The organism is Exiguobacterium sp. BG5(2022) (assembly GCF_031844365.1).
Classification (GTDB): Bacteria; Bacillota; Bacilli; order Exiguobacteriales; family Exiguobacteriaceae; genus Exiguobacterium; species Exiguobacterium profundum.
The window spans coordinates 155498-180894 of sequence record NZ_JAUZVB010000003.1; the positions used below are offsets into that span (position 1 = coordinate 155498).

Sequence of the window (25397 nt, forward strand, 5' to 3'; positions counted from 1 at the left end):
TAAAAAAGGTGTGGTTCTCGTGAACCGCACCTTTTTCATGTTTGCAATGTAATCACTTCTTCGCGTAACCGTTCAATCACATTCCAATCTGGTTGTACGGAATCCGGAAGAGTCAACTTTCCATTCTCCACTTCAAGCGGGGTATCGAGTAAATCTTGCTCGAAATAAGCGCTCGTGCCTGACATGTCCGCGGGGAAGCTCGCGCCGCTTAACGAAGCAAACAAGAGTGTATGATATCTTCCGATACCGGATTCATACATGCCACCGACCCAGTATGGCGTTCCGTGTTTTCGAATGTGGAGCGCCTCGCTAAGCCCACCGACACGTGCGGGTTTAATGTTGACGATTTTTCCGGCACCAAGCTGTGCCATCGTATCCACGTCGTCATAAGACGTGATGGATTCGTCGAGACAAATGGGGGTCGTGAGTTTTGCTTGGAGAGCCGCTGATTTTGTGAATTGTCGGCTTGGGTACGGTTGTTCGATCATCAATAACCGATGGGCATCGAGTTGTTCGAACCATTCCATCGGTTGATCGGACGCACTTCCGTTTAAATCAATCATGAGAGGCGCGTCAGGGAAGACCGCGCGAATCTCACGTAGGGCAGGAACCAGTTCATTAGGAGATGCCTTTAATTTGATGCGTTCGAATCCGTCAGCTAATGCCGTCTCGATGGATTTCATCGTTTGATTCAGTAACCCAATCCCGATTGTTCGTCCGCAGGAAACGGAATCTCCGGCGCTCATGAATGACTTGAGTGATTTGTTCGCGCGCGTTGCTTCAATCTCCCAGAGTGCACTTTCCCACATCGCCTTTGCCATGTGCTGACCGATGATGGACGAGACCAAGTTCGGAAACACGTCCGTTGTGACCGTCATCCCTTTCAGTAAATTGAGAATTAGTTTAGACGTATCGATCATGGATTGGGTCGTTTCTTCCGTATACCAAGGTGTTTCGAAAGCGGCACCTTCTCCGTATCCGATGACACCGTCTACGGTCTCTAGACGGAGGATAAGCGTTCTTCGGACAGATAAGACGGCGTGTGCCGTCACAATCGGGTGTTTAAACGTCAAAGGGACGATGGAAAGCTCAGCACGTTTGATCATGACAGTAGCTCCTTTAAGCGATGGCGCATTAATTTTCCGTTCGCGTTTCGTGGTAAATTCGGTGCGTAGTGGATGGCGATCGGGTGCTTATATTTAGCCAACTGTGAGTCGAGAACATGCTGCATCTCGGCTGGATCATAGGAGCCGACGACGAAGGCGATCGGGACTTCTCCCCAAGTCGGATGCGACTGTTTCGTGACGCCGACGTCTTGAACACCGGCACAGCGTAACATGGCGGCTTCGATTTCAGCCGGATAAACATTTTCACCACCTGAAAGAATAAGGTCGGTTCGGCGATCGTGTACATATAAATAGCCATCCCTCATCGTGCCGAGGTCACCCGTTCGCCAATAACCATCGGGTGTCCAAGCATCTGATTCAGGTTGTTCGAAGTATCCCTTCGTCACAGTTGGTCCCTTTACTTCGATTTCTCCGTCCGAATTAATTCGAATACTTGTTGGGGCGATTGCCTGACCACTCGAACCGATATGCGAGAGCGCTTCGCTCGGGAGCAGCGTGGCGACTTGAGAACACGTCTCGGTCATCCCGTATGTCTGAGCAATCGGTAACTTGCGTCGTTCTGCTTCTTCTAGTAATGAGCGCGGGACGGGTCCGCCTCCGACGAGTAACGTGCGAAGTCGGTGCTTTTTCAGGCCAGCATCGAGCAATCGTTGCAGCATAATTGAGACGAGTGATAGCTGGGTGATGCCTTCTGTCTCGATGACGTGAAGTGTTCGATCGACATCGAATCGTGGCTCGACATAGAGCGTCGAACCGATGATGGCACTCCGATACACTTGAGACAGTCCACTCATGTGAAAGAGCGGGGTCACCGCGAGCATCCGGTCTGATGGACGATAGTCTAAATGCGCTTCAGCGGCTCGGGCACTAGCGAGGTGATTCCCGTACGTCTGTTGCACCGCTTTGGCTCGACCCGTCGTTCCGGACGTAAACATGAGAGACATGGTTTCATCTTCATTCCACTCATGGGTCACGGTGAAACATGAAGTGGTCCGGCGTGTGATCAGGAGTTGGGTGATAGACGAATCGATTTCTACGTCAACGAGAAGGAGGTCCACTTTTGCTGTTTGTAGCTGAGTACGCACTTCCTCTTCGGTCAGCCGTGTATTCAACGGAACAAGCACTTTTCCGAGCAGATGTACTGCATGAACGGCAATGACATAGTCTTTGCTGTTTTTAGCGAATATGCCAATTCGTTTGGCGGTGGGTGTCTGTTCATGGATGAACTGGGCAAGTTGAAGGCTTTCCGTGCGTAGCATTGCCCATGTCAATCGATCGTCAGCTGTCACAAGGGCGAGATGTGACGCTGGGTGTTTCCGAATCCATTCATACATAGCTGTCACCTCCAAAAAAAGAGTAGCGAAATCGCTACTCTCTCAACAATTAAGGGAAACGTGGGAATTGACCGAAGTCAGGGTCACGTTTTTCTTTGAACGCATCGCGTCCTTCTTTTGCTTCATCTGTCGTGTAGTAGAGAAGCGTTGCGTCTCCAGCGAGTTGCTGAAGTCCGGCAAGACCATCTGTATCTGCGTTCATTGCTGCTTTCAAGAAGCGAAGCGCTGTAGGTGAGTGTTGTAAGATTTCTTGGCACCACTTGATCGTTTCTGCTTCGAGTTGATCGAGTGGGACCACCGTGTTGACGAGTCCCATGTCGAGTGCTTCTTGTGCATCGTATTGACGGCAAAGGTACCAGATTTCACGAGCTTTCTTATGGCCGATAATCCGTGCCAAGTATCCAGAACCGTATCCTGCATCGAACGAACCGACTTTAGGACCTGTTTGTCCGAAGCGAGCATTGTCCGCTGCAATCGTCAAGTCACAGACGACATGAAGAACGTGTCCTCCGCCGATTGCGAAACCTGCGACCATGGCGATGACCGGTTTTGGAATGACACGAATCAAGCGCTGAAGGTCGAGGACGTTCAAGCGTGGGATTTCATCTTCCCCGACATAGCCGCCATGTCCACGAACTTTTTGGTCCCCACCTGAACAGAATGCCTTTTCGCCTTCACCTGTCAAGATGATGACGCCGACTTCTTTATCGTCGCGCGCGCGAGCGAATGCATCAATCAATTCATTGACCGTCAACGGACGGAATGCATTGCGCACTTCGGGACGGTTGATGGTGATTTTGGCAATCCCGTTCCACGTTTCATATTTAATGTCTTCATACGTCCGGACCGATGTCCAGTTCGCTACTGATTCCATTTTAAATACCCCCTAAAATCAATTTCTTTATTATTGTACCAAACTCTGATGCATTCTCGATATGAGGAGCATGCCCTGCGTTTGAAATTTCATAGATTTTAATATCTGGTCGCTCTTCCTGCATGTGTCTTGCGATGGCTTTGAACTTGAGATCGTCTGACCCGACAATCAAGTCGGTACGGGGGAGACGCTGCAATGTGCCCCATAAGGACGGCATATGTCCCGTACCGATTGACCGCAAACTGTTTGCGAGGGCATTCGGGTGTTGGGCGAGCCGATCTTTTCGGAGTGAACGTTTCATGTCTTCCGTCTGTCGCCAAAGCGGAAGGTTCTCCCAACGATTCACGAATGCAGCGATACCCTTGGTTTCAATCAAGTGAGCCAATTCTGCATCTTGGCGGCGGCGTGCGGCTCGTTCCTTAGAAGTGAGCAGACCGGGGGTCGTGCTGATCCCGATGACGTGTTCGACACGCTCGTCGCATGCGGCGAGTGTCAATGCGATTCTCCCACCGAGTGAATAGCCGACGACTGTCCAAGGTCGGTCGTCCGTATCCAGTAAGCGGGACAAATCTTTAACTTGCTGACTCATTGTCGAACGATTGACTGAAGGGCGCTCCGTTGCGCCGTGTTGGAGGAGCGACGGTGACACAAGACGAATCGGTAATGCAGGGAGCGAATCGACCCAATGGGCGTTTCCGGTGAATCCGTGTAAAAATAATACCGGTTTTCCCTCACCGCGATGAATCACTTCATAACGTACGCCACGTAAATCGATGTTCATGATTCGTTCTCCGTGATGAGGCGAGCGCAGACAGATTGTGTCCAACCTCGATGGATCGTCACATTTTCCTCACGATTCGATGGGAATTCGATTAAATGAACGCCATCTTCAATCGCTTCTTGAATTTCATCCGGTCGTTCAATTAGACGATACGATAAGCCATATGTGTCAGCGAATCCACGGATATTTAAATCAAGCGGTGTGCCGAACAGATCTTCGAACAACTGTGTGTCGACAGAAGCCTGCGGGAGGAAGGAAAATATCCCTCCACCGTTATTGTTAGCAATCACGACGGAAAATTTTCCAGGATGATGCTTTAACAGTTGCAAGGCGTTGCTATCGTGATAGAACGCTAAATCACCGATCAATAGAGCGCCGTGAGACGTATCATAACTGCTTCCGAGTGCAGTGGATAACACACCATCAATTCCGTTTGCGCCTCGATTGGCGAGAACGTGGATGTTCGTGCCAGCAGACAGTGATGTATCTACATCTCGAATCGGCATGCTATTACTGACGAATAGACGCTCGATTGATGTATCAAGCAATCGTTTCGTCAATTCCGCTTCACCTTGAAGTGACGATTTTGCAGACTCGGCAACCTCTTCAAAAAAGCGTAAACGTTCAAGGTACCGAGGTTCGTTTACGGATGCGATGAGCGGTAGAAAATCGAGTGCGTCGCCGTAACAGATCGTGGCACGACTACTTGGGTCGCGATAAGATCCCGGTTCATCGATGACGAGTTGGTCCGCCATGGCCATCCATTGATTGAATCGTTTCGAAACAGGTGCAGCCCCGACACGGATGAACACCTCGGGTAGCCAATCGGTCCGATGCTCACTTGCGAGCCACGTGTCATAGTTGGTCAAGACGCCGTCGAAACGTCGCATGCCGCTGAGAGGATCGGCGAAAATCGGGATCTGTCGCTCGGAAGCAAATTCAACGATGGATTTCTGCCAAGATGTCGGGGTGTAAGGTCCGACGACGAAGGCGAGTTGTTTGTGACTCGTCCGTTCTGAGAAAATGTCTTTATCCGCCTGTGTCGGCCGGATACGCTGTCGTTCTGGCAAGACAGGGTCAGCCTTCAATATCTGTTTCAATGACTCGATATCCGGAAGCAGTGGTTCTCGGAACGGCACATTCAAATGAACGGGTCCCATCGGTGCTTGCATCGACAGATTCGTGAAACGGGTAATCGTTTGTTGCATAAACGATAACGTCGCCTCCTCTGGAACGGGCAAATCAACGCTTGTCTTCACTTGTTCCCCGTAGAGGCGGACTTGATTGATTGCTTGTGGAGCCCCGACATTACGCAGTTCATAGGGACGGTCGGTCGTCAGTACGACAAGTGGCAACTGCGATATGAACGCTTCTGTCACAGCCGAATAGTAGTTTGTTGCCGCCGTTCCACTTGTGCAAATCAATGCGACCGGGCGAATTGTTTCAGACGTACGGGTCAGTCCAAGAGCAAAAAATCCGGCAGATCGTTCATCGACGATGATGTGATGACGAATCTGAGGATGAAGATATGCCGCTACAGCGAGCGGAGTCGAGCGGGATCCTGGGCTGATGACTACGTCTTTTACACCGGACGCAACAAGCCGATTTACCATGGATGCGACCCAATCGGTCAAAACCTTATTCATCTAGGGTGCCTCCTTGATCGTGTAAATCAAACTGTAAAGCTTGTTTGATTGGACTCATTTTTATTTCTGTTTCTTCGAGCTCTTGCTCGAGTGCAGAGTCTTTCACAATCCCACATCCAGCATACAGTGCGACGAATTGGTGTTGAACGAGTGCAGAGCGGATTGCCACGACAAACTCGCCGTCGCCTTCATTGTCTACCCAACCAAACGGAGACCCGTACCACCCGCGGTCGAATCGCTCGATTTCACGAAGCAATCGGACCGATGTCCGCTTCGGAGAGCCGCCGAGTGCTGGCGTTGGATGTAGCGATTCCGCAAGTGACAGCAAGGAAGCATTTGTTTCGAGTGTCGCTTGAATTGGGGTGTGTAGATGGAACACCGAGCGATTTGCCAAAATTTGCGGAGTATCTCGTGTTTGAATCGGTGCAGTATAGGGTGTCAACGCCTGCTTGATGTCTTTCACGACAATTTGATGCTCCTCACGATTTTTTGAATCGTTTAGGAGTTTCTCTTTCGCAATTTCTGCCTCGATCTCGGTTTTCGGACGCTTGATTGTCCCGGCGATGGCAGCCGTGTTCAGTTGCATGCCTTCTTTTTGAATCAATCGTTCAGGAGTCGCCCCAAAGAAACCAGTGTCACGCTTTGGTTGATACAAATAGATGTAACTAGATTCTTGATGATCTGCTAAATGCTTCAAACTTTTTGAGAAGGGGAACGCATCATCGGAACGCTGATAAATTTCTTCGCGGGCAATCACGATTTTTTCAACTCGTTCTTCTTCAATCAACTGTTTAGCCTGTTGGAAACTGGACTTGAAGTGATCGACCCCATCTTTCACTTTTGTATAAGACGGCGTCGCTTCTTCCGTCGGACGAAGTGAACTGAACTGGGCCAACTGATCTGCCAATTGAATCAAATACTGTTCGACCGACTGCTTCGAAGAGACGAGAGTGGCCACTGTCAACGTGTGTCGGTCTTTATAGCGACGGTATAAAAATTTTGGGACGACGAGTGATGCCTCCCCAAAGGCATCCCACATACTTTTTTGTGGTCGCATAAACGTGTCGAATGAAAAACCGGCGAACGCGTGGATTGTCGCATCGACATCTCGTCGGTGAAGACTCCAATCGTATTGAAGTCGCTGAAATCGTTCGGGTCCAGAAGCGCTCAAGACGAGTGCATCCCCGCAACCTAGCATTTCGAGCGTCCGGTCTGGTGTCATGAAATAATAATGGGACGTATCGGTGTTCTGGATGATTTGAAAAGCATCGAACGCCGAGATTTCCCATGTGTATGATGCGAGGACAGGCCGTTGCCAAGCTCGAGCCCGTTTATGGGCCTGCTCAATTCGCTGTTTTATATGTGTTTGAGTATCTGGCATAAAAGAAAAGCCTCCTCAATCCGATAGAATTCTCAATCTTTAGTGTATCATGAGTTCGCAATACACCTGCCTATGAAATGCTCGGGAAATGATCAAGAATCTAGGATAATGGGCTGGCGTTGACAGATTTTTTCATCGAGACGTAAACTAACGAAGGGAGGGAACGAAATGAAACAGAAATCGAAAGGGGCATATTGGCGAATGATTCGCCCGCATACCCTGACCGCAAGCTTTATTCCGGTCTTGCTCGGGACGTTCATCGTCCTCGATCAAACCGAACTCAAGTGGGGACTTTTCCTTGCCATGTTAGTGGCATCTGTCCTTATTCAAATCGCGACGAACTTATTTAACGAGTATTATGACTACAAGCGTGGTCTTGATCATGAGGGGTCCATCGGAATCGGAGGCTCCATCGTACGTGATGGATTTACACCACAGCAAGTATTAGCGATTGCGCTCGGCATGTATACGATTGCGGCACTACTCGGGCTCTACATTGCGGCATCCACAAGCTGGCATTTGCTTTGGATCGGCGCCTTGTCTATGCTTGTCGGCTACTTATATACTGGAGGGCCGCTACCGATTGCCTATACGCCGTTTGGTGAAATTGTCGCTGGGCTATTCATGGGATATGTCATCATCGGGATTGCCGGCTTTATCCAAATCAATACGGTGACTACGGAGTTGCTACTCGTGTCGTTCCCGATGGCCTTATTGATAGGGGCGATCTTACTTGCGAATAACATCCGTGATTTAGATAACGATAAAGAGAATGGCCGAAAAACGATTGCGTGTCTGGTCGGTCATCGACGTGCGGTGTATGTATTGGCAGCGTTCTTTATCGCGGCATTAGTCGGCATCATCGTCGCCGTCATGTTTTATGGCGTCACTCCATGGGTCTTGCTGTCACTCTTAACGGTGCCGGTCATGATCCGGGCGATTCAACGGTTTTGGCAGAAGGCAGAACCGGCCGCGTTGATGCCTGCCATGGCGATGACAGCGAAAGTCAATACGCTGTTCGGGGCGTGGATGGTCGTCGGACTCATCGTTTCAAGATTTGTGTTGTAAAAAAGAGGAGGCGTTAACGTGTCAGTCGTAAAAGAAATGCTTGAATTCAATAAACGTTTCGTAGAGGAAAAACAGTACGAACCGTTCGTATCTGATAAATTCCCGGATAAAAAAATCGTCATTTTGACGTGTATGGATACACGTTTGACGGAACTATTACCTCAAGCGCTAGGACTTAAGAACGGAGACGCTAAAATCATTAAAAATGCGGGTGCGGTCTTGTCGCATCCATTCGGTTCGGCCATGCGATCGATTTTGGTCGCACTCTATGCGCTAGGAGCAGAAGAAGTTGTCGTTGTCGGACATTACGATTGTGGGATGGCGGCGATTGAACCGACTGTCGTCATCGAAGAGATGGAGCGTCGTGGAATCGACCCGCAAACGTTGAAGACGCTAAAGTCTTCAGGAATGGATTTGGAGCAGTGGCTACATGGATTTGATTCAGTTGAAGAGAACGTCGTTCATTCTGTTAACCTGATCAATAACCATCCACTGTTACCACCAGGAACGAATGTACACGGATTCGTGATTGACCCGGCGACGGGACGTCTTGATCCGATTGAAGCATAAGAAAGGAGCGCGTTCAGCTTGAACGTGCTCCTTTTGAATTATCCGTACGTGTTCGTCGGGATGTCGTCAAAGTTATCTTCCTCTTGCTTTTGTTTCGCTTTCTTTTTGTTCTTTTTGAAGTCGCGTTCGTATTCCTGTTCACTCGGTGTCTTGAAGAAGCGCATCCATGTCGCGTTGATTTCAGATCCGATTAAAATAATCATCCCGGTTAATTGTAACCAGAGCAACGTGACGATGATTCCTCCGAGTGAACCGTAAGTCGAGTCGTAACTCCCAAAGTTTGAAACGTATAGGCTGAAACCGAATGAGACGACTTGCCAACCGATGACACCGAAGATGGCACCGGGGATAGTGCTTTTCCAAAAGACGTGCTGTTGTGGAGATACTTTATAAAAAATCGAGAGCGTTAAAATGAGGACAACCGTCGTAAGGACATATCGAAACACGTTGATCATCATTTCTTCGGCTCCGGTGATATTGACGGGTAAATGCTCAGTGACGAACGAAATGATTTGAGAACCAAATACGTTCGATAGAATCAGCAGTAGCATCCCGATTCCAAGGAGAATCGTCAATCCGAGTGCCAACCCTTTTTTCACAAAAAAGTTACGTTCATTATCTTCACCATAAGCATGAAGGGAGGTCGTGATGAGACGGTCGACCCCTTTTGCGGCGGACCAAATCGCCAAAATCGCACCGAGCGATAAAAGACCGCCTCGCGGTTCGCCGATTGCTTCGAAAATTCCCGTTAAAAACCCGGAAGCTGCGGACCCGGGTGCCAAATCGTTCAATTGATTCTGAAACGAATCTTGTGAGACATCGAAAAAGGACAAGAGCGCCAAAATAAAGATGATTCCAGGAAAAATGGATAAAAACCAAAAGAATGCGAGGGTAGCCCCGTAGTCTTGTACATCATGCTCTTGAAATCGTCGAAATAACTCTTTCCCAAATGAAAGCCAATTCTTTTTTTCCTTCACTTCTGTCATTGCCATTATAAAACCCTCCTGACTCAATCGTTAAAAAACGTTTCCCGATTTCGGCAGGGTGTACACCTGATTACTCCTCCGATAAGGTCAAATCATAAAAGCGTTCCTCATGTGAGGCGAGTTTTTCAGCAAGTGAAGGTGGACGAACGGGGAGATGAGGGAGTGCAGACCGTTTGATCCACATCGGTGTATACGATCCGTTAGTCTGTTCTTCTTGGAACTCTTCACCTGTCCCGGTTCCGAATTCACCACCTGTCATCTTCGCCCAATAATAAGGATTTAACTCATTATTAAACGCAACATGGGCAGCGACACCTTCTAGTTCTACGTGAACACCGAGTTCTTCAAATGCTTCACGTACGGCTGTTTCTTCTGTTGTATGCCCATATTCGACTCCGCCACCTGGAAAAACATAATAGAGGACGTTTTCTTTCTCGCGACGGATCAAAGCCACTTCATCTTGATCATTCATTAAAATAATCGCGCTTCTTAATTTCGTTCGAACCACTGAGATCGTTCCTTTCGTTCCTGTAATTTTGCACAAAACGCACCGACGATTTGCCGATGCGTTCTTTTCATTCTTGCGTAGGTTGTTCTAATGATGTGTACATTTCTTGCGTCAATCCGTTCTCGTGAGAGGCGATGACTTTTCCTGCGACGCGCATGCCCAATCGAAGCGCCTCTTCAATCGAATGTTGTTTCATGAGCTCCGAGATGACAGCGGAGAAGAATGAATCACCCGCTCCTGTGGAGTCGGCGACTTTCACTTTTGTCGTCGGGACGTGACCTTGTTCGTTCGTACGAAGGTCGACATATACAGCGCCAAGCTCACTCATCGTGACGATTGTGAGGGGAGCACCTTTCATGGCGAGTACTTCCGCGACGCGAAGGGCATCGTCCACTGTGACGATTGACATGTCGGACAAAATTTCCGCTTCCTCACGACTGCAGATGAATCCTGTGAATCCTTGAAGCAAATGACGGTTTCGTTCGATGACGGATAGATGGCCACAGACACCATAAAGCGGTAAATCCATTTCACGGCATAGTTCAATCGTCTCGTTCAAGACGTTGACTGATAAGTCTAAATCGATGGCGACTGCGTCGCTCTCTTCGAAGACCGTATCGATTTGACGTAAAATCGCTTCTTCCATACGGGCTTCGTCTGGTTGTTTCGAAATAGATGTTTGAAGATCGCCGTTGTTGTCCATTACAGCGAGCCACATTCCCATACCATTATCGTCAAGCATGTCGACCCCATCGACGTTTACATTCAAGCAACGTAATTCTTCGAGGACACCGACACCGATTTGGTCGTTCGTGACGGTCGAGACGAAGCGGACATCGTTGCCGAGCACACCTAAGTTTTGAGCAACGTTTCGACCTGTTCCGCCATTGGAAAAAGTGATGTCGCCGACATTCTTCGCATCTTTGTGGAGCGGTGCGAAGGAAGTCCCTTTAATATCGACAAACACCTTGCCGATGACTGCAATCGTATTCATATCTTGTACCACCTTTAGTCAATCTTTCGATCTGTTTCAGTCTGTAGACACATTGTTTCAATTATAACGAAATCGACATATTGTTTCAATCATCGATTCCATTTTGTCGAATGGATCACTCCCACGATGACGTGAGGAGTCGGAGGCCGTTCAAAATAACCAAAATGGTTGAGCCTTCATGTCCTACAACCGCGAACGGCATGATGAGTAACTCAAAGATGTTCGTTGCAATCAAGACAAGAATCACACCGAGTGCAAAAACGACGTTCTGTAAGACGATTCGATTTAATTTGCGCGATTGACGAATGGCGTCACTCAATCGGACGAGGTCGTTTTTCATTAAGACGACATCTGCCGTTTCTAGTGCGGCATCCGTTCCTTCGCCCATGGCAATCCCGACGTCGGCTGTCGCAAGGGCAGGCGCATCGTTGATTCCGTCGCCGATCATCCCGATTGTTCCATATTCCTCTCGTAACACCTTGATTTGCGAAACCTTCTCTTCAGGCAAGCATTCGGCGATATAGCGTGTCAATCCAGCTTCGTTCGCAATAGCGCGAGCGGTTGCCTCGTTGTCTCCGGTAATCATGATGGTCGCAATCCCTAAGTCGTTCAGTCGCTTGATTGCTACCTTTGCCTCGGGTCGTAGCGTGTCACGTAAGGCGTAAGCACCGATTGTACGTGTCTCGTCACTGATGAAGACGAGTGTATGACCGGCCTCTTTCAATCGTTCGACATCATTCTTAAAGAAATCACCGCTTCGGTCAGCGAACTTCTGTTTTCCTACCCGATACGTCGTCCCGTCAATCGTTGCTTCAATTCCGGAGCCTGTGATGTCTTTGAAGTGTGTCATTTCCCCGGTATGTTTTCCGGTGTAGGAAACGAGCGCTTCAGCAAGTGGATGCATCGAATGCTCTTCAATCAAACTGACAATTCGGTTGACGTCCTCTTCTTCTAATGAAGGTGAGATGAGCGCTTCTTGCACAATCGGTTTCCCAATTGTGAGTGTCCCGGTCTTGTCAAAGGCGATTGCTTTTAGACGTCCCATGTTCTCGATATGAGCACCGCCTTTAAAGAGAATCCCGTGTTTTGCAGAAGAGGCGATGGCAGCCAGCGCGGCCGGTGTGATGGCGGCGACGAGTGCGCAAGGGGAGGCGACAACGAGAAGGATCATGCCGCGATAGATGCTCGTTTCAAGAGACCACGACGTGACGAACGGTCCGAGAATGATGATGGCCGCAACAGAGAAGAGCACGATTTGAACATAACGTCCTTCATATCGATCGATGAACTGTGCAGACGGTGATTTCTCTTCTTGTGCTTGTTGGACCATTTGAATGATCTTTTGGAACAGTGTTTCCGTCGCAAGTTTTGTCACTTCGATCGTCAATACTCCGTTCAAGTTGACGCTCGATCCGAACACGTCATCACCGACTTGACGATCAACAGGGACGGATTCGCCTGTGATAGCGGCTTCTTCTACGGAAGCATTCCCTTTTACAATTTTTCCATCGACCGGAATGCGTTCACCAGGACGGACATAAATCCGATCTCCGACACGAAGGTCGTCGATATGAACAACCTCGAGTTCATCAGTGTCTGTTAGACGAGTCGCCTGTTCCGGCTGTAATTCCATTAACGATTCGAGGGCACGTTCATTTTTGTTCATCGTATACGTCTCGAGTGCCCCGGATAAAGCAAAGATGAAGATGAGGATTGCCCCTTCCATCCAGTACCCAATCGAAGCGGCACCAATGGCGGCGATAATCATGAGAAGCTCTACATTTAGCGATTTCGTCTCAATCGTATCCGAAATCCCTTCTTTCGCTTTTGCGTATCCTCCGATAAAAAAGGCGGATAAGTAAAGTGTGACATGAATCCAAGGCGCTCCGCCTTGTGTTTCGGCGATATAAGCGAGTACAATCAATACACCGCTAATGAGCGCCATGATCAATTCAATATGTTCGTACCAGCTAGCCCGTTTGAAAACGTGGCTTTTTTCGTGCGTAACCGATTGGACATTCATCGATAATCCCTTCTTTCTAATTGAGAATAAATCTCGATTAAATGATAATGACTGATGATGATTATCATCTTCAATTGGCTTAAAATAAAGAATTTATAGAAGTTTAATCCGAATCCTTTATTTATAATTATTATTATTTAGGTTTATCTTAACACGCTTATCAGTGACTCACAAATAAAAAGATTAAGGAGTTTTTGTGTCATGCAAAATATATTTGAACGCCCTTGGACGGTGGCGTTATTGGCGATTTTCAATACGTTGTTATGGGGGAGTGCGTTCCCATTCATCAAATTGAGTTATGAGAAGCTTGATATTCAATCGAACGAGTATGGGCAACAACTATTGTTCGCTGGCGAGCGTTTTTTACTCGCAGGGATTCTATTGCTCATCATCAGTCAGACCGTATTGAAACGGTCTGTCCGATTGACACGTGAAAAGGTTAAAGCGTATGCGCATCTCGGTTCATTTTTGACGTTTCTACAATATTTGTTCTTCTATATCGGACTTTCCATTTCGACCGGGGTCCAGGGATCGATCATTGCTGGTTCTACTTCGTTTTTCCAAATGGCTCTCGCTCATTTCCGATATGAAGACGATAAATTGAATCGATTGAAGGGGTTTGCTTTGACGTTTGGTTTTTCCGGAATTGTCATCGCAAACTGGCCGGCGACCGGATCTGAAGTTGGTTTTGGCTTAGGAGAGATTTTACTCATCTTGGCGATGGTATCCGGAGCATTCGGGAACTTGATAGCGAAGGACTACTCGAAGACGTATGATGTTGCCCCGATGACGGCTTGGGCGATGGTGATCGGTTCAGTTGGGTTACTGCTGATCGGCTATCTATTAGACCCGAATGGTGTTTCCATGCCGTACACCGCACAGACGATTGCGTTCCTGTTTTACTTGGCGATGTTGTCAGCGATCGGATTTACATTGTGGAACACATTAATGAAATACAATCCGGTCAGTCGAATTTCACTCTATATCTTTTTAGTTCCCTTATTTGGTGTCATGTTGTCAGGGATTTTACTCGGTGAAACGATTCCGTGGAATGCGGTGGTCGGACTCGGATTCGTTATTGTCGGCATTTATTTATCTACGCATTTTCAAGGTCGCCGTACAAAAAAACAAACGGATGTCATTTGAATTAGAGACAGAGTTGACGGAATTGAAATCCCATGACAAAATATATTAAAAATTCTGAATTTTAAAGTTCGAAAATCGGTCTTCGTTTGTAAAGACTTGCGTGCGCAATCATTCAAAGGGAGGAGGAGAAACAATGACTAGAAATCGAATCGTTCGAAACATTCTCATCTCACGTCAGCCGAAAGATGAGTACGTCAAGTACGTGATGAAGTGCGTGAGTCAAAGTTTAAAAGAACGTCACGGTCCAGTGGCGACCCGCGCCACAAGACAAGGTGATGATATTCAGACGAGATGGCAGTTCGATGACCGTGTCGTAGAAGTGACGCTAAAATCCGATGTACTCGCTTCGCTAGACACTGAACCATTCGCGCTAGACGAAGTGTTCATCCGAGCTTTGCAGTTAAACGATGATGAAATGGAACGAGTAGTGGAATAAAACAGAGGCAGGTGGTTCATGGGAACCATCTGCCTCTGTTTATAAGTCGATTGGTTTAGCGGTCGACGTGAAGAGTCGTAGCGCCAGAATACCGAGAATGACGGCATACATAAAGAAATAGATCTCTTTCGGTAAAGACAACCAGAAGGCACCGATCATTGGACCTGATATCGAACCGATGCTGAATGAAATACTGTAAAGCATGTTTCCCGTCGGCAGTAACGATCGGGGAAGCACCTCTGTCATATGTGCCAAACCAAGTGAATAAGTCGATCCTAGCCCGGCGCCGGCAAGTGCGAATAGGAAGAGTAGACCGATATAGGAATCGACAACAAGATTCGCCAAAGTGAATACGAGTGTGCCAAACGTCAGCACGATTTGTAAGATCCGCTTCTTACCGTACAAGTCTGCGAGGCGACCAAGAGGAAGCTGAACGACAATCGACATGACGATGAACGTCGTGATGAGTGTGCTCGTTTCCGTCAAACTCATCCCATTCCGAGACGTAAAAATGGGAAAGTTGGCATTTAAGCTCGCTTCGAGAAACCCATATGTAAAGGCAGGGAGAAGCGTGTATCCCGCACCGACAAGAATCAGGCGAATTCGTCCTTTCGAATCGGTCTTCACTTTTTCGACCTCCGGAAACTCGTTCTCGACTTTAAAGACGAGCATCAACGAAGCGAGACAGAAGAAGACGATAATGAGGAACGGTAACCAAAACCATAGGTCGACGAGTGGTGCGATCAATGGACCGATGGCAAAACCGAGACTGAAAGACATTCCATAATACGCCATCGCTCGACCGAGACTGCTCTTTTCACTTGCTGAGGTCACCCATACTTGTGACCCGTAGTGTAGAGCCGAGTCGCCGAATCCGATGAAGAAGCGCATCATCGCCCAAACGAGTAAGGACGGCCAAATCGGTAAAGCGAAGGTCGCGACAGCCGTCAATACGATACCGAGGACGATGGTCGGTCGGAATCCATATTTACGGACGAATCGCTCCAGGAGAGGCGCAGAGACGATCACACCGACGTAAAGCATCGTCGCGTTCAGTCCGTTCACCCAGGCCGGGGCCCCATCCCGTTCAATCAACGTAGATAAGAGTGGGATGAGCGCACCTTGAATCAAACCAGAAATAAAGACAATCAATAGTAAAATCATAAAACGAAAACGGAGCATAGGTTCACCTCATGAAGTCAAAGTAAAAAGCCGAGAAGGGTCTCAGCTTTTCGTGTCGTCAATCGGTTGTGGAGAGTGATTCAAATGCAGCAATTCATCATCCCAACTGCCTTGACTAAACATTTCATCATGCTCTACTTTGTCTGAAACGAATGCGGCTGTCAATAAGATGCTCAGTACTCCGCCAAAAATAATGATGGCCATCACGGTAATCATGAGGATATAAATCGCAGTCATCTACACGCACCTCGATTCATTTAATATACAGAACATTTCCCTAATTGAAATATTTAAAACGATGTAGCTTTACGAGATTGGAAATCGACCGTCGGATAATATGCTTGTTTAACGAGTGCGTTCGGCCCGAGACACTTCACGGCAGGGCAGTGACAAGAGAGTGTAGCGTTCAATTGGCTGTTCGTCCACGTATCATACGCCTCTTGGAATGGTGTGTCATAGACGGTGCCGAGTGAACCGAGTTCATCACCGAAATCGGTCACGATGATCTGTCCGTCAAAGATATTCGTGTTGAGACGAGAACGTCCATCTGGGTCGTTTCGAACGGTCACGTTTTTTGTTTCATGAAGTCGCTTCAACAGAGCACGGTCTTCAGGTAGGTCAGAACATGCATAGAATGGTAACGTCCCGAACAACATCCATACGTTCTCGTCACGGACATCGAGTAAGTCATGGATGGCTTGTCGCGTATCAGCGAGCGATGCTGATTCGAGGGCGCTAGCGAAGTCTGCGGGGTACATTGGGTGCACCTCATGCCTTTGGCAACCGAGCGATACGATTTCTTCATGGATCTCTTTCAAGTGCGGAATCGTTCGTTTGTTGATCATCGTCTCCGCGGACACAATGATTCCTTCAGATGTGAGAGCACGTGCGTTGTCTTTCATCGTCTGGAGCATTTTCAATCGTGCCTCTTCACTTGGTTTCCGGTTCATCATCGCGAATCCGCCTTCAAGGAAATCGGCATCGGTACCCCAGTTATGCGAAATGTGCAAAACGTCCAAGTAAGGGGTAATAAGATGATAGCGAGATAACGGTAGCGTCAAGTTCGAGTTGATTTGCGTGCGCGCCCCACGTTCTTTCGCATAACGTAACAATGGAACGACATAGTTGCGGACCGATTTCATAGACAGCATCGGTTCACCGCCTGTGATGGAGAAGGCACGCAAATGTTCGATCTCATCCAGTCGTTGAATCAACAGGTCGAGCGGAACTTCTGGTTCTTCTGTTTGGTCTAGCATATAACCGACCGCACAATGTTCGCAGCGCATGTTACACAGCTTCGTTGTAGTGACTTCGACATTGGATAAGACGAGTCGACCGTGTTCGACTTGGTCGAGATAGGCTTCCCAAGGGTCGAAAGTTGGGGAGATGTTTTGCATGTGGATTCCACCTTTTCATCAAGTTACACGAAATAGTATGCTATAATAGCAACTCTTTGTCACGAACCAAAGGAGCGATTACAAGATGGGTAAATCACGAACAGATACTGCCGGAAAGATGAACGTCCTAAAATCGAGAACGGAATTACTCTGTCTATCGGTCAATACGCTAGACGAGCATACGACACCTGAAGATTTACATCGCCTGTTAGCCGACATTGATTCGTTGCGCGCTAAAGTAGTGCGTTACGCCAAAGACCTAGAACAATCGTCTCGAAAGGATGAATCAGATTGAAATTAATCACAGGAGATTTTAAAGATGTCACGGTCGAACGACTTGGCATTAATGGAGAAGGCATTGCGACACTTAATCGCATGGTCATCTTCATTCCGAACTTATTGCCGGGAGAACGAGCCAAAGTCGAAATCACGCGTGTGGAAAAAAACTATGCGGAAGCGCGTGTCGTCAAACGAGATAACGACTCGAAAGACCGCGTCAAAGCACCTTGTCCGATTTACGATGAGTGCGGGGGCTGCCAAATCCAACATATGAGTTCACGTCTGCAGATGGAGTATAAGGAAGAAATCGTTAGAAACGCCTTCCGTCAAAAGACGAAACTAAACGTGGACAAATCGGATATCCGTCCAACAATCGGAATGGAAGATCCATGGTATTACCGGAACAAGTCACAATTCCCACTCGGCACGCGTCGCGGTGAGATCGTATCAGGTCTCTACAAACCGAACTCGAACCATCTCGTGCCGATCGAGCACTGTATGGTCCAACAACGGGATACGACGAACATCAACAATGCGATTGTCCGTATTTTAAACGAACTTGATATTCCCGTCTACGATGCACGTCGCGACACGGGGTACGCGCGTACAATCGTCGTCCGCTCGGGTTATAACACGAACGATGTTCAAGTCGTTTTGGTCGTCGGACATGAAGATGTCCCTGATTTAGATGAATTGAGCGACCGCATCATGGAATTGCCGAATGTTGTGTCGTTCCATATCAATATCAATGCAAACCGTTCGGGTGTTATTTTCGGTTATCGGACAGTTCACATCGCCGGTCAGGAGAAAATGGATGAACAATTAGACGACGTTCATTATCACTTATCACCACGCGCATTCTTCCAGTTGAATCCGGCACAGACAGAAAAAATGTACCGTGAAGTGGTCGAGGCCGCAGGATTGACGGGTGAAGAACGTGTGATCGATGCGTATGCAGGAGTAGGGTCGATCGGACTTTGGTTAGCCCCATATGCGAAAGAAATCCGTGGAATGGAAGTCGTGCCGGAAGCGGTCGAAGATGCCAATGACCATATGCGTGAAAATGGCTATAACCATGTCACATACGTCGAAGGGCGTGCCGAGCATTGGATTCCACGTTGGGTAAAAGATGGATGGATCCCAGACGTCATCGTAGTCGACCCGCCACGCACAGGGATGGACCATCAATTGATCAATTCCATCATCTCTTCTAAAACGAAGCGGATCGTTTACGTGTCATGTAACCCGCAGACGCTCGCACGTGACGCCGACCAGTTGATGAAAGCGGGATACAAAGTGAATTACGTACAGCCGTATGATATGTTCCCACAGACATCTCATGTCGAGTCGGTCGTCGTATTCGAGAAAAAGAAAAAGAAAAAATATTGATGAGACCGTGAAAAGGCTTGTCACGTAAGCGTTTTCACGATATAGTTCAGATGTCAGACTTCTTTTCAAATATAGAAGTGGAGGAACATCCTATGATCTCACAAGAACGCGTACAAGAACTCGTCCATAAAGCCATCGAAGCGCGCAAACGCGCCTATACACCGTATTCAAAGTTTAAAGTAGGAGCTGTCGTCATCGATACATCAGGAAACGAAATTACAGGATGTAACGTGGAAAACGCCTCGTACGGATTGTCAATGTGTGCCGAACGCACAGCCATTTTTAAAGCCGTGTCAGAAGGTAGTGACGCGATTGAAACGGTCGTCGTCGTCGGTGACACGGAAGGCCCGATTTCACCATGCGGTGCGTGCCGCCAAGTGATTGCTGAATTCGCTGGCGAAGATTTCACGTTGATTCTTGCAAACTTGAACGGTGATACGAAAGTGATGACGAAAGAAGAGATGTTGCCTTACGGATTTTCACCAAAAGATTTAACATAACAAGCTGCGGACGTTTGTCCGCAGCTTGTTTATGTGTCTTTATATTTCTTTTCACTCACTGAGTCATCTTTGGAGTGACGTTTATTCTTTTCATCCTTCACTCGTTCGTTCAATTCCTCTACAGGAATCGGGTCGACGGTTTGCATGCCGTCCTCGTCAAAGATGCTTTCTTTGTCCGTGTCTACCGCGTCCGGATTATCAAACGGACGTTTCGAAGTGGGTCGTTTCTTTTCCATCCAATCGCCTCCTTCCATTAGCCATTCCACTCGTAGAAATGTTGTAAACGTTTTCGATAATGGTTTTGAGATTATAAAATGGTGGAATGAAGAGTGCATAGTGAAGGAGGGGTTAGGATGGATCGGAAAGTGTTGATGGGGATTGTCTTAGGTGTTGCCGGTGCGGTGCTCGTTGCACCAAAAGTGGCGGCACTGCTTTCGCAACGTGAGGAAGAAGATACGTGGCAGAAGATGGATGAACGGGAAAGCGTCGATGCGAATCAAGATGAAGCGGAGCAAGGGCTCACGCAACTTGATTCAAGTCACCGTGCCGAATGGCAGGCGAACGGTTTTCCACAGACGCATGCCGAACGCGAACGACTTGAACGAGAGTCGGTCGAACAATATAAAGGGAAAGACATATGAAAAGAAAAGGCAGCCATCGCGGCTGCCTATTTACATATCAAATTCATCGTCAGGTAGAAGCGGCAGACCGACAGTGACAGTCGTTCCTTGTCCGACTTCAGAGCTGAAATGAAGGGACCCTTCATGTCGCTCGATAATGTGCTTCGCAATGGCCAAACCGAGACCGGTTCCGCCATCTTTTCGTGTCCGTGATTTATTGACACGATAGAAGCGTTCCGTCAATTTGTCTAAATCTTCTTTCGGGATGCCTCGACCTTCGTCACGTATTTCCGTGATTGCATATTCGGTTTCGGCGAACGTTTTCACATGAATCGTCTTGCCAGCATCCGTATATCGGAGCGCGTTGTCGAGAAGATTGCCGATGACTTGTTCGAGTCGGTCATGGTCACCGAGGATGATCAAGTCGAAGTCTAAATCCGATTCGATTGTCACGCCTTTCGCACGGGCAATCGGTTCAAGACGATAGAGGACGTCTTCAAGTACTTGCGAGTAAACGACCGGTTCTTTCGTCATCGGGTACGAATCGCGCTCTAGCTGGGCGAGATCGAGTAAGTCCGTGACAAGGCGCTGAAGCCGGTTCGTCTCGTTCTCGATGATGTCGTAATATTGTGCCCTCGTTTTTTCATCCAATGACTCATCTTGGAGCATCTCGGTATAACCGCGGATGTAAGAGAGTGGCGTGCGAAGTTCGTGACTGACGTTAGCGAGAAACTCTTTACGCTGTTCTTCAACAAGTCCGAGCGATTCCGCCATCGAGTTGAGCGTGTCTGCTAGTTCACCAATTTCGTCATCGTAGACAATCGGAATGCGGTGGGAGAAATCACCTTGCGCATAGACTTGAGAGGCACGCTTCATCTGAATGAGTGGTTGGATGATCGTGTCGATGATCTGTTTACCAAAAATGAGCAAGTTCACAATCATGAGGACGAGTAAAAACGTGATCATGAGCCGAATCGGTTGGAACGGTTCACTGATTTTACTGAGCTCCATATACAAAATGAGTGCATTGTCGAGTTCATCGTCGCGGATGAGAGGAAATGCGGTCATCAAAATGTCGACGTCCTCGGTCGGATGTTTCCGGGTCACCGAGATGGCATAACCGTCCTGCAACCGTTCGAGGTCTTGCTGCCTTAAAAAGGTTTTACCGGAGCCGAGTGTGTCCTCTCGAACGGAGGAGAGGAACACTTTCGTTTCGGTCAATTCGTTCGTGTACGTCATACTATCGGCGAACGCGTCCGAGAAACCGTCGGCCTTATAGATGGTGACAAGTTTCTCACCGCGATTGATGAGCAGTTCTTCTTGCGTTTGAATATAGAACTTGTCGTACAGATAAAACGTCATGATGAGAAACACGAACGCTGAGAAGAGGCTGGCTGTCCAGATGGTAATCCAAATCCGCTTCCTGATCGTGTATCGTTTCATCCGTTTGCCTCGAATTTGTAGCCAATTCCCCAGACTGTCTGAATATAACCGCCCGCCTCGCCGAGTTTCAGGCGAAGCGTCTTAATGTGAGTATCCACCGTGCGAAGGTTTCCATGATACTCGGTCCCCCAAATCTGATCAAGTAATTGTTCACGGGAGAATACTTTTTCGTCGTTCGTGATGAATAGGTAGAGCAAATCAAACTCTTTTCGTGTCAAGTTGACGGTCTTCCCTTTCACACTGACGGTACGTCCTTCGATATCGATTGAGAGGACCCCGACATCAAACGTCGCTTCTTGTTCTTTTGAGAAGCTGTGCGTGCGACGGAGCGTCGCTTCGATTCGTGCGAGTAATTCGCGTGGGCTAAACGGTTTCGTGATGTAATCGTCTGCCCCGATTTTGAGGCCGTGAATGCGGTCGAGCTCTTCTGAGCGTGCCGTCAACAGGATGATGGGTACGTTTGAGAACTCACGGATGCGCATGCAAGCCGTCAATCCGTCGAGTTCCGGCATCATCACATCAAGTAAGACGAGATGGAACGTCTCTTCTTTCAAGCGTTCAATCGCTTCAAGGCCGTTTGAGGCGGTGACCGTCTCATACCCTTCTTTTTCTAAATTTGATACAAGTAAATCGCGCATTTGTTCTTCGTCGTCGGTCACGAGGATACGAAACATTGATTCTGACATATGCCATTCTCCTTTGCAAAACGGTTAACGGGAGTTGTGATAAATCCCTCATACTTCTATCATACCTATCTCTTCGAATTAGAACAGATTTATTCGGCTCCGACAAGTTCCCTCCATCAAATCCACACAAAAACGCCACAAAAAAGCCAATTCTTTGACAGAATTGGCTCATGCTTCGAGTTGTGCCTCGTATGGCACTTCGTATTCCGGGACGTGTAGGGCATGCAAGTATAGTTGGAAGCTCGACTTGGATACTTCATATAAAACATACTCCACGTCACCTTGGTTGATCTCCGCAAGCAGTTCGGAACGAATCTCGTTCGCGCAAAACGCGTACGGAAGCTTCTCTGCTGCAGCAATCGATCGTTCATTCGATTTACGGATTTTTAAGAACACACTTTCAATATCAAGATCGAAGAACAGTTCTGAGAAGAACGCCTCTTTCGCCACTTGATTATAACCTTTGCCGTGATACGGCTTGCCAAGCCACGTGCCAAGGAATCCATATCCGGATTCGACATCGAACAAGCTAATCGTCCCAATCGGGGTGCCATACTCGTTCGTGATGGTACGTGAGATGATATTTCCTTGCTCTTCTAGCTCGATGACTTGCTTCGTGCTAAATAAAAACTCGTCAAAATGGACCGTCTTTTGACGGACATACGGAAAGACATCTGGGTGTTGCATCAGTTCGAACAACTCCGCGCAGTCGGTGAGCTCACGAAATTTGAGCACCTTTACATTCCTCCTCCTATTTCAGACCGCTGAAGAATAGTCGTAACGAAAGCATACTTCTGGCTTCGCTGTTCGAACCGCCTTGGCTGCTTTATGAAGTTACAAGATAATTTTATATAGTATTTTTAAAAAAGCAAGTAAATTATGCGTAAAAACCCTTATGAAAAATAATGAAAATTACTCGACCTCATGATGGGTTTCAGCACGGTCCGTTTTGTACACGACTTCACCGTTCACAATCGTCATAATCGGCTTCGATAAGTAGTCGAGCGGGAAGTGACTCCAAAGCACCAAATCGGCATCTTTTCCTACTTCAAGAGATCCGATTCGGTCAGCGACACCTAGTGATTCAGCTGGATTGATGGTGATCCCTCGCAACGCGATATCGACAGGAAGTCCTTCACGTGCCGCAAGTCCGGCGCACAAGTTCAAATATTGGACCGGCGTGTACGGATGATCGGTCGTGATGGAGACGATCATGCCGTGCTCATGGAGAATGCGATACGTCTCCCATGTCTTGTTCTGGAGCTCGATTTTAGATTTTCGAGTAAACGTCGGTCCGACGGTGACATGTTTCACACCGAGTTCTTGTAGTTTTTCAACGACAAGATGACCTTCTGTACAATGTTCGATACGATAGTCGAGATTGAACTCTTGAGCAAAGCGAACGACAGATAAAATGTCATCGGCGCGGTGGGCATGCACACGAATCGGCATCTCTCGGTCGAGGGCAAGTTGAATCATCTGACTGCCGAACGTTCCAATCGTTTTGGTCGACCCGACGGTACGGAACGCTTCACGAAGCAACCCCATAATCCCCATCCGCGTCAAATCACCGGTTTTCCCCATACTATGAATCCGTTTCGGGTTTTCGCCGAGTGCCATCTTCAATCCGGCATAACGACGGACGATCATGTCGTCAATATAGCGACCGTGTGTTTTGATGACACTGGTCACACCACCGATGACGTTCATACTTCCTGGCATGACCTGAACGGCGGTTACGCCTGCCATCAGCGCTTCTTGAAATCCTTCGTCAAGCGGGTATACCCCGTCAATCGCACGTGCATGAGGCGTCATCGCTTCGACCGTCTCATTGGCGTCGTTTCCGACAGAGCCGGTTCCTTCATCATATAATCCGAGGTGGGTGTGAGCATCGATGAAGCCCGGGAATAAAAAGTTTCCTTCGGCTTCAATGACATGCTCCCCGTCAGTCGGTTCAAGTAAATCGGACATTTCGACGATTTTCCCGTCCCGAACACGGAGGTCTCCGTAAAAATGGGGGGCAGTGATGGGGTAAATATGGGCATTTCGAATTAGTAAGTGACTCACAATTCATTCTCCTTAAACATCTTGTAGTAGTTGTGTTAGAGCCGGTTCCAATGTTTCATAGCGGAAGTCGAAACCATGTTGAAGTGCCTTCGTCGGAACGACTTTCGCACCTTCTAGGACGATGACGCTCTTTTCACCGAGGGCGAGTTGCATCATTGGGGCAGGTGCCGGAATCCAGTGAGGACGATGCATCACGTTCGCAATCGTCTTCCCGAACTCATTCATCGTCACCGGTGTAGGTGCAGTGCCGTTGACGGGTCCTTCAATGGAATCAGTCTCGATGACGTGCACGAACAAGCGGACGAGGTCGTCTAAATGAATCCAAGGAACCCATTGCTCTCCTGATCCAATTTTACCACCGACCCCGAACTGATAGGGGAGTTTCATTAATGGGAAAGCACCGCCATCATTCGATAAGACGACTCCGGTGCGCATCGTCACAAGGCGAACACCTAAATCACGAATGGGTTCTGCTTCTTGTTCCCAGAGGACGCAGACATTCCCGAGGAAATTAGTCCGTGTCGGCAATGGTGTTTCTTCGGAATACGTGATGGAACGATCTTCACCGTATATACCGATGGCAGAGCCGCTTATGACGACCTGTGGCTTTTGTTTCAACTGTTGAATAATTCGGACGACTTCCTTCGTACCTTCGATTCGACTTTGAAGGATGGCTTGTTTCTGTTTGTGTGTCCATCGCCCGTCGTTGATTGAGGCGCCGGCCAAATGAATGAACGCATCTGTTCCTTCGAGTTCCTCTTCTGGTTTACTATTCGGTGTCAACCATTCGATAAACGATACCCCGCGATGGCGGGGACGTGGATGACGCGTCAACACGACGACTTGATGTCCGGCGTCGGCGAGTGCACGAACGAGTGGTTGACCGATGAGCCCAGTTCCACCAGTGATTGCGATTTTCATGAAATTCCCTCCGATATCATGTGTTGTTTCTAAAATGGG

Annotated in this window: 27 protein-coding genes; 8 read left to right on the forward strand and 19 right to left on the reverse strand. The window is 48.1% G+C overall.

The genetic code is table 11. From position 1 onward, the window contains the following. Window positions 1-35 precede the first annotated feature (35 nt). The 6 genes from menC to Q9R25_RS12960 are packed head-to-tail and all read right to left on the reverse strand — an operon-like array spanning window position 36 to window position 7143. Window positions 36-1106 carry an o-succinylbenzoate synthase gene (gene menC, locus Q9R25_RS12935; protein WP_078146358.1) on the reverse strand — a complete coding sequence of 357 codons (1071 nt, stop codon included), beginning with the start codon at window positions 1104-1106 and terminating at the stop codon, window positions 36-38. Beyond that, window positions 1103-2461 carry an o-succinylbenzoate--CoA ligase gene (gene menE / locus Q9R25_RS12940; protein WP_311283249.1) on the reverse strand — a complete coding sequence of 453 codons (1359 nt, stop codon included), beginning with the start codon at window positions 2459-2461 and terminating at the stop codon, window positions 1103-1105. Before menE ends, menC begins: the two co-directional genes overlap by 4 nt. A gap of 49 nt (window positions 2462-2510) precedes the next feature. After that, window positions 2511-3335 (reverse strand): 1,4-dihydroxy-2-naphthoyl-CoA synthase, encoded by an 825-nt coding sequence (gene menB, locus Q9R25_RS12945; protein ID WP_015880852.1) that lies wholly within the window; start codon window positions 3333-3335, stop codon window positions 2511-2513. Between the two features lies 1 nt (window position 3336). After that, window positions 3337-4116: an alpha/beta fold hydrolase gene (locus tag Q9R25_RS12950; RefSeq protein ID WP_074037725.1), complete on the reverse strand. Its 780-nt coding sequence runs from the start codon at window positions 4114-4116 to the stop codon at window positions 3337-3339. Continuing rightward, on the reverse strand, window positions 4113-5762 hold the full coding sequence (menD, locus tag Q9R25_RS12955) for a 2-succinyl-5-enolpyruvyl-6-hydroxy-3-cyclohexene-1-carboxylic-acid synthase (RefSeq protein WP_215244349.1): 1650 nt from the start codon (window positions 5760-5762) through the stop codon (window positions 4113-4115). Before menD ends, Q9R25_RS12950 begins: the two co-directional genes overlap by 4 nt. Continuing rightward, the gene (locus Q9R25_RS12960) at window positions 5755-7143 is read right to left on the reverse strand and encodes an isochorismate synthase (protein WP_074037723.1); all 1389 of its coding nucleotides are present in this window, start codon (window positions 7141-7143) and stop codon (window positions 5755-5757) included. Before Q9R25_RS12960 ends, menD begins: the two co-directional genes overlap by 8 nt. Window positions 7144-7311: 168 nt before the next feature. Between Q9R25_RS12960 and Q9R25_RS12965 the strand changes: the two genes are divergently transcribed. Both Q9R25_RS12965 and Q9R25_RS12970 read left to right on the forward strand, forming a co-directional pair. Next, complete coding sequence (locus Q9R25_RS12965) at window positions 7312-8211, forward strand: 1,4-dihydroxy-2-naphthoate polyprenyltransferase (protein ID WP_214691489.1); 900 nt, start codon at window positions 7312-7314, stop codon at window positions 8209-8211. A gap of 36 nt (window positions 8212-8247) precedes the next feature. Further along, window positions 8248-8781, forward strand: a complete 534-nt coding sequence (locus Q9R25_RS12970) for a beta-class carbonic anhydrase (protein WP_074037968.1) — start codon at window positions 8248-8250, stop codon at window positions 8779-8781. Between the two features lie 38 nt (window positions 8782-8819). Here the strand turns inward: Q9R25_RS12970 and Q9R25_RS12975 are convergent, their stop codons facing one another. From Q9R25_RS12975 to Q9R25_RS12990, 4 genes are all read right to left on the reverse strand, one after another. Beyond that, window positions 8820-9773 (reverse strand): YihY/virulence factor BrkB family protein, encoded by a 954-nt coding sequence (locus Q9R25_RS12975; RefSeq protein WP_215244350.1) that lies wholly within the window; start codon window positions 9771-9773, stop codon window positions 8820-8822. Between the two features lie 64 nt (window positions 9774-9837). After that, entirely contained in the window at window positions 9838-10275 is a 438-nt protein-coding gene (locus Q9R25_RS12980) for an NUDIX domain-containing protein (RefSeq protein ID WP_051829356.1), read from the reverse strand. A gap of 67 nt (window positions 10276-10342) precedes the next feature. Beyond that, window positions 10343-11269 (reverse strand): carbohydrate kinase family protein, encoded by a 927-nt coding sequence (locus tag Q9R25_RS12985; RefSeq protein WP_031421089.1) that lies wholly within the window; start codon window positions 11267-11269, stop codon window positions 10343-10345. Window positions 11270-11384: 115 nt separating this feature from the next. Further along, complete coding sequence (locus tag Q9R25_RS12990) at window positions 11385-13292, reverse strand: heavy metal translocating P-type ATPase (RefSeq protein ID WP_311283250.1); 1908 nt, start codon at window positions 13290-13292, stop codon at window positions 11385-11387. Window positions 13293-13493: 201 nt separating this feature from the next. On the opposite strand from Q9R25_RS12990, the gene Q9R25_RS12995 reads away from it, so the two are divergent. Further along, window positions 13494-14438, forward strand: a complete 945-nt coding sequence (locus tag Q9R25_RS12995) for a DMT family transporter (protein ID WP_215244352.1) — start codon at window positions 13494-13496, stop codon at window positions 14436-14438. Window positions 14439-14571: 133 nt separating this feature from the next. Then, window positions 14572-14874 (forward strand): hypothetical protein, encoded by a 303-nt coding sequence (locus Q9R25_RS13000; protein WP_031421094.1) that lies wholly within the window; start codon window positions 14572-14574, stop codon window positions 14872-14874. Window positions 14875-14913: 39 nt separating this feature from the next. Here Q9R25_RS13000 and Q9R25_RS13005 read toward each other — a convergent pair whose 3' ends face one another. The 3 genes from Q9R25_RS13005 to yfkAB are packed head-to-tail and all read right to left on the reverse strand — an operon-like array spanning window position 14914 to window position 17453. Then, a complete protein-coding gene (locus tag Q9R25_RS13005; RefSeq protein ID WP_031421096.1) occupies window positions 14914-16056 on the reverse strand; it encodes an MFS transporter in 1143 nt (380 codons plus the stop codon). Window positions 16057-16098: 42 nt separating this feature from the next. Then, window positions 16099-16293, reverse strand: a complete 195-nt coding sequence (locus Q9R25_RS13010; RefSeq protein WP_015880865.1) for a hypothetical protein — start codon at window positions 16291-16293, stop codon at window positions 16099-16101. A 53-nt stretch (window positions 16294-16346) separates the two neighbouring features. Next, window positions 16347-17453: a radical SAM/CxCxxxxC motif protein YfkAB gene (gene yfkAB / locus Q9R25_RS13015; protein WP_214691490.1), complete on the reverse strand. Its 1107-nt coding sequence runs from the start codon at window positions 17451-17453 to the stop codon at window positions 16347-16349. Between the two features lie 85 nt (window positions 17454-17538). Between yfkAB and Q9R25_RS13020 the strand changes: the two genes are divergently transcribed. The 3 genes from Q9R25_RS13020 (at window position 17539) to Q9R25_RS13030 (ending at window position 19621) form a co-directional block, all read left to right on the forward strand. After that, on the forward strand, window positions 17539-17748 hold the full coding sequence (locus Q9R25_RS13020; RefSeq protein ID WP_015880867.1) for a hypothetical protein: 210 nt from the start codon (window positions 17539-17541) through the stop codon (window positions 17746-17748). Further along, a complete protein-coding gene (gene rlmD, locus Q9R25_RS13025; RefSeq protein ID WP_074037716.1) occupies window positions 17745-19121 on the forward strand; it encodes a 23S rRNA (uracil(1939)-C(5))-methyltransferase RlmD in 1377 nt (458 codons plus the stop codon). The genes Q9R25_RS13020 and rlmD overlap by 4 nt, the downstream gene beginning before the upstream one ends. Before the next feature lie 92 nt (window positions 19122-19213). Further along, window positions 19214-19621, forward strand: coding sequence for a cytidine deaminase (locus tag Q9R25_RS13030; protein WP_078146373.1), 408 nt, complete (start codon window positions 19214-19216; stop codon window positions 19619-19621). A gap of 29 nt (window positions 19622-19650) precedes the next feature. Here Q9R25_RS13030 and Q9R25_RS13035 read toward each other — a convergent pair whose 3' ends face one another. Continuing rightward, window positions 19651-19857 (reverse strand): hypothetical protein, encoded by a 207-nt coding sequence (locus tag Q9R25_RS13035; RefSeq protein WP_074037714.1) that lies wholly within the window; start codon window positions 19855-19857, stop codon window positions 19651-19653. A gap of 117 nt (window positions 19858-19974) precedes the next feature. Here Q9R25_RS13035 and Q9R25_RS13040 point away from each other — a divergent pair, with 117 nt between their 5' ends. After that, window positions 19975-20262 carry a hypothetical protein gene (locus Q9R25_RS13040; protein ID WP_311283251.1) on the forward strand — a complete coding sequence of 96 codons (288 nt, stop codon included), beginning with the start codon at window positions 19975-19977 and terminating at the stop codon, window positions 20260-20262. Window positions 20263-20292: 30 nt separating this feature from the next. Here Q9R25_RS13040 and Q9R25_RS13045 read toward each other — a convergent pair whose 3' ends face one another. From Q9R25_RS13045 to Q9R25_RS13065, 5 genes are all read right to left on the reverse strand, one after another. Continuing rightward, the gene (locus tag Q9R25_RS13045; RefSeq protein WP_031421106.1) at window positions 20293-21684 is read right to left on the reverse strand and encodes a sensor histidine kinase; all 1392 of its coding nucleotides are present in this window, start codon (window positions 21682-21684) and stop codon (window positions 20293-20295) included. Then, window positions 21681-22370: a response regulator transcription factor gene (locus Q9R25_RS13050; protein WP_074037712.1), complete on the reverse strand. Its 690-nt coding sequence runs from the start codon at window positions 22368-22370 to the stop codon at window positions 21681-21683. Before Q9R25_RS13050 ends, Q9R25_RS13045 begins: the two co-directional genes overlap by 4 nt. A 168-nt stretch (window positions 22371-22538) precedes the next feature. Further along, window positions 22539-23105: a GNAT family N-acetyltransferase gene (locus Q9R25_RS13055; RefSeq protein WP_159563577.1), complete on the reverse strand. Its 567-nt coding sequence runs from the start codon at window positions 23103-23105 to the stop codon at window positions 22539-22541. Between the two features lie 177 nt (window positions 23106-23282). After that, the gene (locus tag Q9R25_RS13060; RefSeq protein WP_159563578.1) at window positions 23283-24437 is read right to left on the reverse strand and encodes an amidohydrolase; all 1155 of its coding nucleotides are present in this window, start codon (window positions 24435-24437) and stop codon (window positions 23283-23285) included. A 12-nt stretch (window positions 24438-24449) separates the two neighbouring features. Then, window positions 24450-25358 carry a TIGR01777 family oxidoreductase gene (locus Q9R25_RS13065; protein ID WP_074037710.1) on the reverse strand — a complete coding sequence of 303 codons (909 nt, stop codon included), beginning with the start codon at window positions 25356-25358 and terminating at the stop codon, window positions 24450-24452. Window positions 25359-25397: the final 39 nt, after the last annotated feature.

What these genes read in the sequence shown, in the direction of transcription:
- Q9R25_RS13000 (WP_031421094.1), top strand. Translation starts at nt 14,572, where the DNA reads ATGACTAGAAATCGAATCGTTCGAAACATTCTCATCTCACGTCAGCCG.
- Q9R25_RS13035 (WP_074037714.1), bottom strand. Translation starts at nt 19,857, where the DNA reads ATGGAAAAGAAACGACCCACTTCGAAACGTCCGTTTGATAATCCGGAC.
- menE (WP_311283249.1), bottom strand. Translation starts at nt 2,461, where the DNA reads ATGTATGAATGGATTCGGAAACACCCAGCGTCACATCTCGCCCTTGTG.
- Q9R25_RS12965 (WP_214691489.1), top strand. Translation starts at nt 7,312, where the DNA reads ATGAAACAGAAATCGAAAGGGGCATATTGGCGAATGATTCGCCCGCAT.
- Q9R25_RS12990 (WP_311283250.1), bottom strand. Translation starts at nt 13,292, where the DNA reads ATGAATGTCCAATCGGTTACGCACGAAAAAAGCCACGTTTTCAAACGG.
- Q9R25_RS12995 (WP_215244352.1), top strand. Translation starts at nt 13,494, where the DNA reads ATGCAAAATATATTTGAACGCCCTTGGACGGTGGCGTTATTGGCGATT.
- menD (WP_215244349.1), bottom strand. Translation starts at nt 5,762, where the DNA reads ATGAATAAGGTTTTGACCGATTGGGTCGCATCCATGGTAAATCGGCTT.
- Q9R25_RS12960 (WP_074037723.1), bottom strand. Translation starts at nt 7,143, where the DNA reads ATGCCAGATACTCAAACACATATAAAACAGCGAATTGAGCAGGCCCAT.
- Q9R25_RS13065 (WP_074037710.1), bottom strand. Translation starts at nt 25,358, where the DNA reads ATGAAAATCGCAATCACTGGTGGAACTGGGCTCATCGGTCAACCACTC.
- Q9R25_RS13020 (WP_015880867.1), top strand. Translation starts at nt 17,539, where the DNA reads ATGGGTAAATCACGAACAGATACTGCCGGAAAGATGAACGTCCTAAAA.
- menC (WP_078146358.1), bottom strand. Translation starts at nt 1,106, where the DNA reads ATGATCAAACGTGCTGAGCTTTCCATCGTCCCTTTGACGTTTAAACAC.
- Q9R25_RS13030 (WP_078146373.1), top strand. Translation starts at nt 19,214, where the DNA reads ATGATCTCACAAGAACGCGTACAAGAACTCGTCCATAAAGCCATCGAA.
- yfkAB (WP_214691490.1), bottom strand. Translation starts at nt 17,453, where the DNA reads ATGCAAAACATCTCCCCAACTTTCGACCCTTGGGAAGCCTATCTCGAC.
- Q9R25_RS13050 (WP_074037712.1), bottom strand. Translation starts at nt 22,370, where the DNA reads ATGTCAGAATCAATGTTTCGTATCCTCGTGACCGACGACGAAGAACAA.
- Q9R25_RS13045 (WP_031421106.1), bottom strand. Translation starts at nt 21,684, where the DNA reads ATGAAACGATACACGATCAGGAAGCGGATTTGGATTACCATCTGGACA.
- Q9R25_RS12985 (WP_031421089.1), bottom strand. Translation starts at nt 11,269, where the DNA reads ATGAATACGATTGCAGTCATCGGCAAGGTGTTTGTCGATATTAAAGGG.
- Q9R25_RS12970 (WP_074037968.1), top strand. Translation starts at nt 8,248, where the DNA reads ATGCTTGAATTCAATAAACGTTTCGTAGAGGAAAAACAGTACGAACCG.
- Q9R25_RS12975 (WP_215244350.1), bottom strand. Translation starts at nt 9,773, where the DNA reads ATGGCAATGACAGAAGTGAAGGAAAAAAAGAATTGGCTTTCATTTGGG.
- Q9R25_RS13010 (WP_015880865.1), bottom strand. Translation starts at nt 16,293, where the DNA reads ATGACTGCGATTTATATCCTCATGATTACCGTGATGGCCATCATTATT.
- menB (WP_015880852.1), bottom strand. Translation starts at nt 3,335, where the DNA reads ATGGAATCAGTAGCGAACTGGACATCGGTCCGGACGTATGAAGACATT.
- Q9R25_RS12950 (WP_074037725.1), bottom strand. Translation starts at nt 4,116, where the DNA reads ATGAACATCGATTTACGTGGCGTACGTTATGAAGTGATTCATCGCGGT.
- Q9R25_RS13040 (WP_311283251.1), top strand. Translation starts at nt 19,975, where the DNA reads ATGGATCGGAAAGTGTTGATGGGGATTGTCTTAGGTGTTGCCGGTGCG.
- Q9R25_RS13005 (WP_031421096.1), bottom strand. Translation starts at nt 16,056, where the DNA reads ATGCTCCGTTTTCGTTTTATGATTTTACTATTGATTGTCTTTATTTCT.